At 64.4% G+C, this 13484-nt stretch carries 13 protein-coding genes; 5 read left to right on the forward strand and 8 right to left on the reverse strand.

The window, feature by feature from the left end; all coding sequences use genetic code 11:
• Nucleotides 1–36: 36 nt before the first annotated feature.
• Both CH290_RS16155 and CH290_RS16160 read right to left on the reverse strand, forming a co-directional pair.
• Nucleotides 37–564, reverse strand: a complete 528-nt coding sequence (locus CH290_RS16155; RefSeq protein WP_020112998.1) for a dihydrofolate reductase family protein — start codon at nucleotides 562–564, stop codon at nucleotides 37–39.
• Nucleotides 565–618: 54 nt separating this feature from the next.
• Nucleotides 619–1386, reverse strand: a complete 768-nt coding sequence (locus CH290_RS16160; RefSeq protein WP_033187829.1) for an ankyrin repeat domain-containing protein — start codon at nucleotides 1384–1386, stop codon at nucleotides 619–621.
• A gap of 125 nt (nucleotides 1387–1511) precedes the next feature.
• Between CH290_RS16160 and CH290_RS16165 the strand changes: the two genes are divergently transcribed.
• Nucleotides 1512–2312, forward strand: a complete 801-nt coding sequence (locus CH290_RS16165; RefSeq protein WP_033187830.1) for an acyl-CoA thioesterase — start codon at nucleotides 1512–1514, stop codon at nucleotides 2310–2312.
• Between the two features lie 4 nt (nucleotides 2313–2316).
• On the opposite strand, the gene CH290_RS16170 is transcribed toward CH290_RS16165, so the two are convergent.
• The 5 genes from CH290_RS16170 to CH290_RS16190 all read right to left on the reverse strand — a co-directional run bounded on the left by CH290_RS16170 (nucleotide 2317) and on the right by CH290_RS16190 (nucleotide 8273).
• On the reverse strand, nucleotides 2317–3366 hold the full coding sequence (locus CH290_RS16170) for an SMP-30/gluconolactonase/LRE family protein (protein ID WP_033187831.1): 1050 nt from the start codon (nucleotides 3364–3366) through the stop codon (nucleotides 2317–2319).
• 46 nt (nucleotides 3367–3412) lie between these two features.
• Nucleotides 3413–4996: an ABC-F family ATP-binding cassette domain-containing protein gene (locus tag CH290_RS16175; protein WP_033187832.1), complete on the reverse strand. Its 1584-nt coding sequence runs from the start codon at nucleotides 4994–4996 to the stop codon at nucleotides 3413–3415.
• A 93-nt stretch (nucleotides 4997–5089) separates the two neighbouring features.
• Nucleotides 5090–5941 carry a sugar phosphate isomerase/epimerase family protein gene (locus tag CH290_RS16180; RefSeq protein ID WP_019666714.1) on the reverse strand — a complete coding sequence of 284 codons (852 nt, stop codon included), beginning with the start codon at nucleotides 5939–5941 and terminating at the stop codon, nucleotides 5090–5092.
• On the reverse strand, nucleotides 5938–7119 hold the full coding sequence (locus tag CH290_RS16185; RefSeq protein WP_033187833.1) for a dihydrodipicolinate synthase family protein: 1182 nt from the start codon (nucleotides 7117–7119) through the stop codon (nucleotides 5938–5940). Before CH290_RS16185 ends, CH290_RS16180 begins: the two co-directional genes overlap by 4 nt.
• A complete protein-coding gene (locus CH290_RS16190) occupies nucleotides 7116–8273 on the reverse strand; it encodes a Gfo/Idh/MocA family protein (protein WP_019666716.1) in 1158 nt (385 codons plus the stop codon). Before CH290_RS16190 ends, CH290_RS16185 begins: the two co-directional genes overlap by 4 nt.
• Before the next feature lie 205 nt (nucleotides 8274–8478).
• On the opposite strand from CH290_RS16190, the gene CH290_RS16195 reads away from it, so the two are divergent.
• From CH290_RS16195 to CH290_RS16210, 4 genes are all read left to right on the forward strand, one after another.
• Nucleotides 8479–9504 carry a LacI family DNA-binding transcriptional regulator gene (locus CH290_RS16195; RefSeq protein ID WP_033187996.1) on the forward strand — a complete coding sequence of 342 codons (1026 nt, stop codon included), beginning with the start codon at nucleotides 8479–8481 and terminating at the stop codon, nucleotides 9502–9504.
• A 114-nt stretch (nucleotides 9505–9618) separates the two neighbouring features.
• Nucleotides 9619–10503: an ABC transporter permease gene (locus CH290_RS16200; RefSeq protein ID WP_033187834.1), complete on the forward strand. Its 885-nt coding sequence runs from the start codon at nucleotides 9619–9621 to the stop codon at nucleotides 10501–10503.
• A gap of 17 nt (nucleotides 10504–10520) precedes the next feature.
• Nucleotides 10521–11549 carry an ABC transporter substrate-binding protein gene (locus CH290_RS16205; protein ID WP_019666719.1) on the forward strand — a complete coding sequence of 343 codons (1029 nt, stop codon included), beginning with the start codon at nucleotides 10521–10523 and terminating at the stop codon, nucleotides 11547–11549.
• 9 nt (nucleotides 11550–11558) lie between these two features.
• Nucleotides 11559–12368: an ABC transporter ATP-binding protein gene (locus CH290_RS16210; RefSeq protein ID WP_033187835.1), complete on the forward strand. Its 810-nt coding sequence runs from the start codon at nucleotides 11559–11561 to the stop codon at nucleotides 12366–12368.
• A gap of 54 nt (nucleotides 12369–12422) precedes the next feature.
• Here the strand turns inward: CH290_RS16210 and CH290_RS16215 are convergent, their stop codons facing one another.
• A complete protein-coding gene (locus tag CH290_RS16215; protein ID WP_033187836.1) occupies nucleotides 12423–13472 on the reverse strand; it encodes a zinc-dependent alcohol dehydrogenase in 1050 nt (349 codons plus the stop codon).
• Between the last annotated feature and the right edge of the window lie 12 nt (nucleotides 13473–13484).

Raw genomic sequence — 13484 nt, forward strand, 5'->3', positions numbered from 1 at the left:
CACCGACGTGCAAGTCACAGAACCGCGCAGGCCGCTTCAGCGAAGCACGCGGTACCAGTTCTCGACTTCACCGGGGATGCGTTCGAGGGTCACCCGCTCACCACCGGGGCGGTCGAAGAGACGCACACCGTCGCCGAGGAGAACCGGCGCCGTGAAGACCAGGATCTCGTCGAGCAGTCCTTCGTCGATGCACTGCCGGGCGACATCGGCACCCAGCACGTTGACATACTGCTCCCCCGCCGCAGCGGCAGCGCGTTCGACGGCTGCGTGCAGGTCGGTGGCGACCGAGACCCCGGGAATGGGATTCACCGGAGGTCGATGCGTCAGCAGCACGGTGGGGCCGTCGTACTGGCCACCGAACGCACCCTCGGCATCCGTGCCTCGATTGGGGTCGTCGCCGAAGAAGGTGACGGCTCCACACAGAATGGCCCCGATTCGGGACAGCAATCGATCCGCAGCCTCGTTCGGCTCCCCCACGTACTCGCTCAGCCAGGACATGTCCCCGCCTCTACCGGCGATGAATCCGTCGAGCGACATCGTCGCCGAATACAGCAGAGTTGCCATGACGTCGTACCTCTCTGGTCGGTTACATGGTGAGACTCGCCCCGAGCGGCGGAATCATCGGCCGGTCTCGACCGGAAATCCTCGGGCGCGCATCTCGTCGACCAGCTTCTCGCGTGAGGACAGGAAGTCGCGATTCATCACTGTGTCGTTCGTCCGGTACAGCGAGGTCAGGAACGTCTCACCGGTGTCGTTACGAAGACCGGCGTCGGCTCCGGCTTTCACGAGCCGCAGGCACATGTCGACGTTGTTCACGGCCGCCGCCGAGAACAACGGAGTCTGGCGACTCACGGTCTGACGGGTGTCGAGTGACGCCCCCGCGTCGATCATCACGTCGAGCATGTCCTCGCGGCCATACAGCGCGATGCCGTGAACGGCGTTGCCGCCGAAGCGGTCCGGTGAGTCGACGAGGGTTGCATCCCAGTTCAGCAGCGCCTCCACGGATTCGATGTTGTCTCGCAGCACTGCATAGTTGAGGGCGTTGTAGCCACCGACGGTCTGGGCGCGGGCGTCGGCTCCGGCCTCCAGGAGAGTGGTCACCGTCGACGCCGAACCGAACTCGACCGCCCACAGCAAAGGTGTGATCGCTGCGCGTTTGGGGTCGTGGTCGTTGCTCGGCGACTCGATGTCTGCGCCGTCCTCGACGAGGGAACGCACCTCGTCCAGGTTCCCCTTCTGCGCGGCGTCCAGCAGAGCGATGACCCGCGGATCGTCGAAGTACTTGTCCGCGTCCGCTCCGAAGAACCTGGACAGCGGCTCGAACGCACAACCGGAGAGGCAGAGAGCCACCAACAACGGGAGCGCCCATTTCGTGACCTTGGGCATGGCCGGTCCTTTCGTTCGATGTCGAACGACTGTATGCGCGAGGGAACAGTGGGCGGATCGGTGAAACTACTCGAGTCCGGTACTATGACGCGCAGCATAGAACCGCCGATCAGAGCAGGGGAACGATGTCCGACGATCATCAGTTCGACGAGGCCATTGCACTCGAGAGCATCAGTCCCGGGGTGTTCCTGGGCCGCACCTCGGCGCCGTACAACAACATGGTCGGCCCGTTCGGTGGCGTGACGGCAGCAGCCTTCGTGCGCGCTGTCCGTCTGCATCCGGATCGTCTCGGCGACCCGATCTCGCTCACGATCAACTTCGCCGGCCCCATCGCCGAGGGCGAATTCGAGATCTCGACGCGCGCGGTGCGCACCAATCGATCGAACCAGCACTGGTACCTGGAATTGACCCAGGACGGCGTCGTTGCGACGACGGCAACCGCCGTCTTCGGCACTCGACGCGACACATGGGACGACGACGAAGCGACTCCCCCGGCCGTGCCTGCGCCGTCAGAGCTCGAGTCGGGCGGTTTCCCGGAGTTCATCGCGTGGGCGCGAAACTACGAAATGCGCTTCGCCGCAGGACCGTTGAGCGAGAACGAAGCCGCGGACTCCGCCATCGCCCTGTGGGTGAGGGACACCCCGGCACGCGCATTGGATTTCGAGTCACTGACGTCCATGTGCGACGTGTTCTACCCACGAGTCTTCCAGCGCCGCGGCAAGTACGTGCCCGCCGGCACCATCTCGCTCACCATCCACTACTTCGCGACGGCCGACGATCTTGCTGTGCAGTCGGATTCGTTCGTTCTCGCGAACGCAGCAGCCCGACGGTTCCACAAGGGGTACTTCGATCAGTCGGCCGAACTGTGGAGCAGCGACGAGAAGCTACTGGCGACAAGCCATCAGGTGGTCTACTACAAGGACTGAGCGCCTATTCTCGAATGGAGCTGACGGTGAAGGGCTCCACCGGATCTCCTCCCCGCTTGTCGAACTGACTGTTCACCACGAGCAGGCGATCGTCCGTGGCAGCGACGGTTGTCGGGTAGGCGAAGGATCCGTCGGTGATCTCTCCGACGACTCGGCCGGACCTACCATCGTCGGACAGATCCACCCGTGAGATGAGTCCGTCGCGATTGCGGACGACGTAGAGCGTGTCGTCGTCGAGCTCGAGTCCGTCGGCGTTCACGAGAGTCCGACCGCCGAGATCGACCTGGGTGACTTCCTTCGACCGTCCGTCGACTCGGTACAGGTTTCCGGTGGACGACTGCGCGACGACCAGCGCGCCGTCGTCGACCTCCACAATGCCGTTGGCGTTGAAACCCTCGCCGTACTGGAACGGGGTGCCGTCGAAGTCGACGAAGGTTTCGAGCGGACCGTCCTGAGCTCCGTCGCGCACCTGCACTGCCGGAATGCGGAACAGCGCGGGGCTGCGCGAATCGGTGACGAACACGTCGCCGTTGTCGGCGATCGCGACGTCGTTCAGGAATGTCGCGTCCTCGCCGAGGCCGTTGGTGAACGTGCCGACGAGGGCACCGGACACACTGTCGTAGACCCAGACCTTGCCGGTGGGTCCCCCTGCGATGACGAGCCGGTTCACGTCGTCGACGTCGTTGTCGTCGTCGTCGTTGTCGCCGTCGGAGACGTCGAGGCCCGCCGCAGCGGTTCGCCCGTCTGCACCGCCGGGCAGGAACACCTGCAGCTCAGGGGTGCCGAGCGTTCCCCGGAACACCGTTCCGTCACCCGTCGACGTCACGTAGAACGTCTCGTCGTCGGCGGCGATGCCTTCGGGAAACACATCCGTTCCCGGCAGGGTGTAGATATCGGCGTTCGACGGAGAAGGTGTCGATGCCGACGACGCCGGCGCCTGAGACGAGGACGTGGTGTCAGGCGCTGCGGCCGGTGTCGGATCGGAGGATCCGCATGCCGCCGCAAGCGCGGTGACGGCAGCAAGGGCAGGAATCACGAAGGGGGCGCGTTTCACCCTCCCGAGTGTTCCATATGTCCGAAATATTGGCTGCCGTCCCACGTCACAGCGGCATCTGCACCCCGGCAGTTTCGGCGACGCCGCCCTGGCCGTCGAAGGACAGTTGCCGCACGGCCACTTTTTCGACGAAGAACCGGTCGTGGCTGACGAGGATCACGGCGCCGGGGAAGGCGATGAGGGCGCGTTCGAGCACCTGTGTACTGGCCAGGTCCAGGTGGTTGGTGGGCTCGTCGAGGACGATGACGCCTGCTCCGAACAACAGGCACTGCGCCAAAGCGACACGTGCTTTCTGCCCGCCGGACAGGACGCCGATGCGCGTCTTGAGATCGAGTTCCGAGAATTGGAGCAAGGTCAGGAAGCGATTGACTTCCTTCTTCGTGGCGGTGAATGCCAGGCTGCCGGGCATGGCGTTCACTGCGTGCGTGACGGTGTCGTCGGGGTCCAGGTCCGCGAGTACCTTGTTGTAGTAGATGAACGACGGCGCTTTGGTCTTCCACTTGACCTTGCCGGCGTCGGGTTGCTGTGCGCCGGTGAGGATGTCGACGAGAGTTGTCTTTCCGCATCCGTTGGGGCCGGTGATCGCGATCCGGTCTCCTCGGTGAATCTCGAAGGACACGTCGGAGAAAAGATCCTGATCACCATGGCGTTTGGAGATCCCGCTGATTTCCGCCAGGATATCGTGGACGTGCAGACCCCCGTAGATGGCGGTGACCACGGTGTCGACGGGTCGAGGATTCTTGGCCTTCTTGATGTTCGCGAGCCTGCGCTTGAGGACGCCGCTCGGGTTCTTCAGTGCTTCTTTTCTATCGGAGATGGCTTCCTGTTCGTACGCCAGCAACTGCTGTTCGCTACTGAATTCTCGTTCGAGGTTCTTCAGCCGGAACTGCTTCTGCACAACGTATTCCGAGTACGAACCGTCGTACGTCTGCAGGTGATGGTTCTCGATCTCGACGATGCTGGTGACCACCTGCTCGAGGAAGTGCCGGTCGTGCGACACCACCAGCAGGGCTCCGCGGAAGTCTCGCAGCCAGCGTTCGAGCCACGCGATGCCTGCGACGTCGAGGAAGTTGGTGGGCTCGTCGAGCAACAGTACGTCCGGCGCTTCGAGCAGAATCTTCGCGAGCGCGGCGCGGTTTCTCCAGCCGCCGGACAACTTGCCGACGGGAAGATCCCGACGGTCGGCGTTGAACCCGAGCATGGACAGCACGGTGTCGATCTGTTGGTGGTAGGTCCAGCCACCGCTGCTGTCCATCGCCTCGAGCAACTCGGCCTGGCGATCGACCAGCTTGTACATCTGCTTCTCGTCCAGATCGCCACCCAACGATGCCTCGACCTCGGCGAGCTCGGATTCGATCGCATGCACTGCCGTGAAGAGCGACTCCAGCTCGGCTTGGATGCTGCGCTCACCGTCGAGTTCCGAGAACTGGGAGAAGTACCCGATGCGGGCACCGTCGGTGACGTCGACGATTCCGGAATCCGGCTGCTCACGCCCCAACAGCAGCTGCAGCAGGGTCGTCTTGCCGGTGCCGTTGCGTCCGATCAGGCCGATCCTGTCGCCGTCGGCGAGCTTGAAGAACACCTCGCGAAGCATCACCTTGCCGTCGTATCCCTTGGCGACGTCGTTCATGCGGATCCAACTCAAACGAAACAGCTCCTACTAGGGATGTGACCGGGTATCGCCGACAACTGTAGGCCAGTTCGCGGCGATCCCCGTCCACGCTCATCCCACGAGAGCCGGTAGCACCAGGTCGCGGTAGCGCTGTTTCATCGTGTCGACGACCAGGTCGCAGTCGGTGTCCCAGACTGCGGTGTTGAAGATCTCGACTTCGACGTCGCCGCGATAGCCTGCCTCGCGTACCCAGGTGCCGATGGTCGTGAAGTCGATGACGCCGTCCCCCATCATTCCGCGGGAGAGCAGTGGGTCGGCTTCCATCGGAACCAGCCAGTCGCATACCTGGTAGGAGCTGATGCGGCCGCGTCGTCCCGCGGTGCGGATCAGCTCTTCCAGGTTTGGATCCCACCAGATGTGGAAGGTGTCGACGACGACGCCGACGGTCTCGGCCGGGTGGGGTTCGGCCATGGACAGTGCCTGTCCCAGAGTGGAGATGACGGCGCGGTCGGCAACGTACATCGGATGCAGCGGTTCGAGTGCGATTCGTACTCCCCGCTCGCGGGCGTAGGGAACCAACTGGGCCAAGCGATCTTCGACGCGGGCGCGGGCGCCGATCAGGTCCTTGTCCGGGATTCCTCCCATCACCATGACCAGTTCCGGCGCTCCGAGTTCTGCAGCCTCGTCGAGTGCACGGCGGTTGTCGTCGAGCCCGTCGTCGTCGAGGGCGGTCAGAAATCCGCCTCGGCACAGGCTCGATACGCGCAGGCCTGCGTCGGACACCAGCTTTGCGGCCTGCGCCACACCGACTTCGTGTACGCGGTCTCGCCATGGGCCGACGGCGCCGAGTCCGGCGCGGGCGGCGCCGTCGACCGCTTCCTTCAAGGTCCACCTGTTGACTGTCTTGGTGTTCAACGACAATGCAGCGTAGGGGTTGTCGAGGTCGTAGCAGGCAAGCGTCACGACGTGACTCCGTTCAGTTCCAGGAACAGCTCCATGCGGTGCACGGCCAACGAGGGATCGTCGAGCAGACCTGCTCTGTCGGCCAGGACGAACAACTGCGTCAGATGTTCGACGCTTCGGCCCGACGCCAAGCCCCCGATCATCGAGAACCCCGGTTGTTTTCCGCGCAGCCAGGACAGGAAGGCGATACCGGTCTTGTAGTAATAGGTGGGCGCGGAGAAGATGTGGCGTCCCAGCTCTTGCGTCGACCGCAGGATCTCCTCTGCACGTACGGTATTGCCGCGGTCAAGTTCCTGCAGGGCCGTCGACGCCGCGGGGTAGATGCCGGCGAAGATGCCGAGCAAAGCGTCGGAGTGGCCGTGCTCGTCGCCGATGATCAACTCCGGGTAGTTGAAGTCGTCTCCGGTGTACAACCGCACGCCCGACGGTAGTGCTCGGCGCAAGGCGATCTCGTGCTGTGCGTCGAGCAGGGAGACCTTGACGCCGTCGACCTTGTCCGCGTGCTCGTCGACGAGTCCGCGGAACACCGAGGTGGCCTCGTCGATGTCGGTGCTTCCCCAGTAACCGGCGAGTGCAGGGTCGAACATGGTGCCCAGCCAGTGCAGGATGACGGGCCGATCGACTTCGCGAAGCAACGTCGAGTAGACGTAGCGGTAGTCGTCCGGTGACGCCGCGACCTTGGCGAGAGCGCGCGAGGCCATGACGATGACGTTGGCACCTGCTTCGGTGACGACGGCGATCTGCTCACGGTAGGCGCCCAGGACCATCTCGAGCCCGGCTGGACCCGTCGGCACGGCGTCGAGGTCCAGTTGGTCCGTTCCGGCACCACAGGCCAGCAGTCCCCCGACCCGTGCCGCTTCCGCACCCGAACGCCTGATCAGCTCCGCGGTCGCGGCCCAGTCCAACCCCATCCCGCGCTGGGCTGTGTCCATGGCGTCGGCGACGCCGAGTCCGTAGGACCAGAGTTCGCGACGGTAGGCGAGCGTTGCGTCCCAGTCGATGTCCGCGAGTGCGCCGGGCGTGTTGTCTCCGGTCGCACGCGGGACGACGTGCGCGGCGGCGTAGACGATGCGCGAGGTGATCGGGCTCGTCGGCCGTGTCCACTCCTCTGGCTCTCCCAGCGTGTGAATGCCTCTGCCCGGCAATGCTATCGCCACACGCTGATCGACCGCGGTCACAGCGTGATCTCCGGAACGTCGAGTCGGCGGCCTTCGGCGGAGCTGCGGAGACCGAGCTCGGCCAGTTGCACTCCCCGAGCGGCGGAGAGCAATCCGTACCGGTGTGGTCGCTCGGCGATCACGTCACGGAGGAATTCTTCCCACTGCAGCTTGAAGCCGTTGTCGAGCTCCGCGTTCGCGGGTACGTCGAGCCACTGCTCGCGGAACGGTTCCGTCACCGGGAGATCCGGGTTCCACACGGGCTTCGGTGTGTGGGATCGGTGCTGGGCGACGCATGTGCGCAGCCCGGCGACTGCGGATCCGTGCGTGCCGTCGACCTGGAATTCGACGAGTTCGTCGCGGAACACCCGCACCGCCCACGACGAATTGATCTGGGCGACGACGCCGTTCTCGAGCTCGAAGATGCCGTAGGCGGAATCGTCGGCGGTGGCCGTGTATTCGCGCCCCTGCTCGTCCCAGCGTGTCGGGATGTGGGTCGACGCTTTGGCGGTGACGGTCTCGACCTTGCCGAGGATGCCTTCGAGAACATAGTTCCAGTGGCAGAACATGTCGATGATGATGCCGCCGCCGTCCTCGGAGCGGTAGTTCCAGCTGGGACGCTGCGCCGGCTGACCGTCACCTTCGAAGACCCAGTAACCGAATTCGCCTCGCAGCGAGAGAATTCGACCGAAGAATCCCTCGTCGACCAGTCTCTTGAGCTTCACCAACCCTGGCAGGTAGAGCTTGTCGTGCACGACTCCTGCGGTGACGGAGGCGTTCTCGGCGATGCGGGCCAGTTCGATCGCTTCGGTGAGGGTCTCTGCGGTCGGCTTCTCGGTGAAGATGTGCTTGCCCGCCTTCATCGCCGACGCCAGTGCTTCGGCCCGTCGCGAGGTCACCTGGGCGTCGAAGTAGATGTCGATGCTCTGATCGTCGATGACGGATGCGGCGTCGGTGCTGTATTCCGTGATGCCGTGCAGTGCGGCGAGTTCCTGCAGCTTGGCTTCGTTGCGACCGACGAGGATCGGCTCGACCTGGACGCGTGAGCCGTCGGCGAGAAGGACGCCGCCTTCCTCGCGAATGGGGAGGATCGAACGCAGGAGGTGCTGACGGTAACCCATGCGGCCGGTGACACCGTTCATGGCGATACGCAGGGTACGAGTGGGGTTGGGCATAGCAGTTGCCTGTTCTTCAGGAGGGACGTCGAGGTGTTCACGGACGTTCAGGGCTGGGGACGGGCTGAGCCGTCGGGAAGGGTTCCAGAAACGGTGTGGCGGAAAGTTCCACACGCGTCGAGCGAACAAGTCAGCTTCGGAATGCGCTTTCCAAGCTATGCTGTCCACGTCGGTTGGTCAAGCGGCAACTCGAGGAGAATCGATCATGGCGGCAGTCAGACTGCAGGACGTGGCCGCGGCGGCCGGGGTTTCCCAGGCCACTGCGTCGAGAGTCCTCAACGGTTCCTCGCGAATCCCGGGAGAAGGCGTCGCAGACCGGGTTCGCGCAGCCGCGGCAGACCTCGGCTATGTGGCGAATGCCCAGGCCCAGGCGCTCGCGCGGTCCTCCACCGGCCTGATCGGGCTGGTGGTCCACGACGTTGCGGATCCGTACTTCTCCTCGATCGTGCGCGGAGTGCAGAACGAGGCGCGCGCAGCCGGCAAGCTGGTCCTCCTGGCCAGCACAGAGCGAGATTTCGACATCGAACGCCAGTCGGTCAGCACCTTCATCTCGCACCGCGCCGACGCCATCATTCTGGCCGGCTCGCGTCAGAGCGGTGACCTGGATCGAGATCTGGAGAAGGAATTCGCTGCGTATCGAAAGAACGACGGAAAAGTGGTAGTCATCGGGCAACCGCTACCGTTCGGCGCGGCCGTCGAACCGGAGAACTTCGTGGCGTCAGCGGCACTCGCCGAGGCATTGATCGGCGAGGGACACCGACGGTTCGCGATCATCGGCGGGCCCGGCAACATCCGCACGTCGGTGGACCGGCGAAACGGTTTCGTCGACGCCCTGGCCAGGCACGGTTTGGCCCCGGAAATCGAAGTGGCGGGCGACTTCTCACGGGACGGCGGATTCAGCGCTGCCCGACGCCTCGCCGCGGCGCTGGAATTGCATCCCGGCTCCGAGACCGCGCCGCCCTGCGTCTTCGCCGTCACGGACGTGATGGCGATCGGCGCCATTGCGGCGTGGCGCAGCCAGGGCCTTCGCGTGCCCGACGATGTCTGCGTCGCGGGTTTCGACGACATCCCGACGCTGCGGGATCACTTTCCGAGCCTGACGACCGTCGCCCTGTCGCTCGTGGAGATCGGTGAGCGTGCGGTGAAGCTCGCTCTCGACGGGGAGCAGGACACGCACGAGTACGCCCCCGGCACCGTCGTGTTGCGTGCGAGCAGCGCTCTGACCAGGTGAACTTTAAGAACTCTTGACAGTGTGGGCGCGGTCACACTACATTCGCTTCAGCTTCGGAAAGCGCATTCCAGCGGGAGCGTCGTAGCCCGCCCACTACTAGCTCGAGGACTTCTCATGGCGGTAACAACGTCGGTCGAGATCCGTTCCGCTGATCCGTCGGCAACACACCCTGCGCCGACGGATCATCGACGGAGCTTCAAGAACATTCTGCCCTCTTTCCGAAACACGTGGTCCGGACTGTGGCGCCCGCTCGCGCTCGTGGCCGTACTGGTAGCAGCATGGTGGGCGGTGACCGAGTCGGAACTCGTCGCGCCCTACATCCTCCCGTCGCCCAGCGATACCTGGTCGACGATGGCGGACAACGCCTCGTACCTCGTCGGGCACACCTGGGTCACCACGTACGAGACCATCGCCGGATTCGTGATCGCGGCGCTCGTCGGCGAAGCTGTTGCGGTGCTGATGATCTACTCGTCGAGCATCGAGAAGACGATGTATCCACTCATCCTCTTCGCTCAGGTCATTCCCAAGATCGCCATCGCACCACTGTTCGTCGTGTGGCTCGGATTCGGAGCCAGCCCCAAGATCCTCGTCGCCGTGTTGATGGCGTTCTTCCCCATCGTCATCGCCGGCATGGCCGGACTGCGTTCGGTGGACCCCGAGATCCTCGAACTCACCTCCACGATGGGCGCCAGCAAATGGAAGACCTTCGCCAAGGTCCGGTTCCCGGCGTCGTTGCCGCAGTTGATGTCCGGACTGAAGATCGCCGCGACACTCGCCGTCACCGGAGCGGTCGTCGGTGAATTCGTCGGAGCCAACGAAGGACTCGGCTACGTCATCCTCCAGGCGAACGGAAACATCGACACCGCAATGTTGTTCGCGGCGCTGATCATCATGTCCGCCCTCGGCATCATCCTCTTCATGATCATCGAGATCGCAGAGAAGTTCCTCATCCCCTGGCACGCGTCGCGTCGATCCACTGCATCCGCGTCCGCCGTCTGACACATCGGAGAAATCGAATGAAACTCGGAAAACTCGTCATCGCGGCGGCCGCCGCATCGTCCCTCGTACTCGCCGGTTGCAGCGGAGGCGGCGCCGAGGAGAAGGCTCCCGGCACCGACGGTGAAACCACGGCAACATCGCTGATGCTCAACTGGTACCCCTACGGCGAGCACGCCCCGTTCTACTACGGCGTCCAGGAGGGGATCTTCGCCAAGCACGGCATCGATCTGACCATCACCGCCGGCCAGGGCTCGACCAAGACCGCGCAGGCAGCGGGATCCAACCAGACCGACTTCGGCTGGGCCGACTCCGCGGCCGTCCTGTCCAACATCGACAAGGGCGTACAGATCAAGAGCGTGGGCGTCTTCCTGCAGACCACACCCTCGGCCGTCCAGGTCTACGCCGACGGCCCCATCCAGACCACGGCCGACCTCGCCGGCAAGACCATCGCGGTCTCCGCGGGCGATGCGCCGACGACCACGTTCCCCATCTATCTCGATGCCGTCGGCGTCGAGGAGAGTTCGGTGTCCCAGCAGAGCCTCGACTCCGCAGGCAAGGTTGCCGCCATGTTGTCCGGCCAGGTGGACGGTTTGATCGGCTTCGCACACGATCAGGGCCCCAATATCGCCAACAAGAGTGGCCGCGAGATGCGGTACCTGAAGTACTCCGACGCGGGCCTGAACTTCTTCAGCAACGGTCTCATCGCCAACGAGTCGACCATCGAACGCTCCCCCGAGCTGGTCCAGGCCATGGTCGACGCCACCACCGAGTCCTTCGAAGCCGCCATCGCCAACCCCGAGGCGGCAGTGGCCTCCATGGTCGGCAAGGACCCGCAGACCCCGCCCGAGTCGGTATTGCTGCAGCAGTGGCAGGAAACCATCCCGCTGCTCACCACCCCTAACACCGAAGGCAACGCGCCGGGCGTCAACTCCGAAGAGGACTGGGTGTCCACGATCACCGTTCTCTCCGACGCCGGCCTCCTCGAGAGCGCCGACGAGCCGTCGAAGTACTGGGATTCCACCTTCACCACGACCACCGAGCAGTGAGGTAAGGACATGACCGCCACCTTCGATCGACCGAAAACCGTCCTGACCGACACCGCAGTGGCCGTCGACGACCTGAGCGTCCGCTTCTCCTCCAAACGAGGTGACGTGACAGCGCTCAGCGATGTCGACCTCACGGTAGGAGAAGGAGAGTTCGTCTCCATCGCCGGACCGTCGGGATGCGGCAAATCGACGCTGCTCAAAGTTGTTGCCGGACTGACCAATGCGAGTTCCGGCAGTGTGAGCCTGCGCGGCAAGCAGGTGAAGGGGCCGCAGCGGGGCATCGGTTACGTGTTCCAGCGCGCCGCACTTCTGGAATGGCGGACCGTCCGCAAGAACATCCTGCTGCAGGGCGAGATGCGCGGCATGAACCGCAAGCAGACAGCCGCGAAAGCCGACCAGCTGATCGAGATGACCGGCCTCAGTGGTTTCGAGAACGCACTCCCCCACGAACTGTCCGGCGGTATGCAGCAACGAGTCTCGCTGTGCCGCGCCCTGCTGCACGAGCCCGAAGTGTTGCTGATGGACGAACCGTTCGGCGCTCTCGACGCTCTCACCCGAGAGAAGATGAACGTCGAGTTGCATCGCATCTGGCGCGAAACCGGAACGACGGTGATGCTGGTGACGCACTCCGTGGCCGAGGCCGTGTACCTGGCCAATCGGGTCGTCGTGATGAGCCCGCGACCCGGCCGGATCGTCGAAATCCTCGACGTCGACCTCCCTGTCGAGCGAGATTACAGCTCCACCATGGAACAGCCGGAGTTCATCACCGTCGCCAATCGGGTTCGCGACCTCCTGGGCGCGACGACGAACGCCGACTGACCCTAGGTGAGTGGAAATGTGTCCTGGAGGCCACATTTCCACTCACACAAGGCGCTAGCGGCGAGGATCGACCAAGACCTTCGCGTGGGTGCTCTGTCCCGAATCCAGCTCGACGAACATGTCGGTCAACTCCCCGAGCCCGATCGTGCCGGTGTGCAGAGACGCGACATCGAGTCGCTTCTCGGCGATCGCGGTCATCGACCCGACGAAGTCCTCGTGGGAGTACGCCAGCGATCCGATGACCGTGAGCTCGCGACTCTGCCAGTCGCCGTAGCTCACCTGCGAGTCCGTTCCCGGGTAGCCCAGCAGCGACAGCACTCCACCCCGACGAACCAACTGTGCCGACGGCTGGAGAAGACTTGCCACTCCGGTGCATTCGAAGAGAACGTCGGCACCGAGTCCGTTGGTTGCTCCGCGCAGCACGCGATCGAGGTCGGCCGGTTCCACCACGTCGGTGAACCCGAGCCGCGTCGCCTGCTCGCGGCGATGCGGTGACGGTTCGGAGACGATCACCCGGCCGGCACCGGCGTTGCGGGCGTGCTGCGCCGTGAGCAAGCCGATGGGCCCGGCTCCCTGCACCACCACGGTCGATCCGAGCGTCATGGCGGTCCGCTTCACTGCATGGAAAGTCACGGTCGCCGGTTCCACGAGTGCGGCTTCCTCGTCCGTGAGCGCGTCGGGCACCGCGACCACGCGACGGGCCGAGACGGTCAGCGTGGTGCCGAATCCGCCGTGCACCGGTGCGTCGTCGGTGATTCCGTTGGCCTCGGCGAACGCCAGATCACAGTGCGCTGCGTGTCCTGCCGTGCACTGAGGGCACCGCCCGCATGCTGGGCCCACTCCGCCGACGACCCGCTGCCCGACAGCAACGGTCGTGACGTCCTTGCCGATCGCGGAGACCGTTCCGGTCCACTCGTGGCCGAACACAGCCGGGGGCAGGGCAGCCGACGAGTACCCGTGGGTGTCGGTCGCGCAGATCCCGCAGTACCTGATGTCCACGACCACGCCGTCGTCCGCCGGCTCGGGTGCGCGTGCCTCGTCCACGGTCTCCGCTCGGTGCGGAGCAACGACATGGACGTAACGCTGGGCTTCCAACACGGACATGATGAATTACTT

Origin of the sequence: Rhodococcus sp. 06-156-4, assembly GCF_002259345.1 — a bacterium.
GTDB classification, from domain to species: domain Bacteria; phylum Actinomycetota; class Actinomycetes; order Mycobacteriales; family Mycobacteriaceae; genus Rhodococcoides; species Rhodococcoides fascians_E.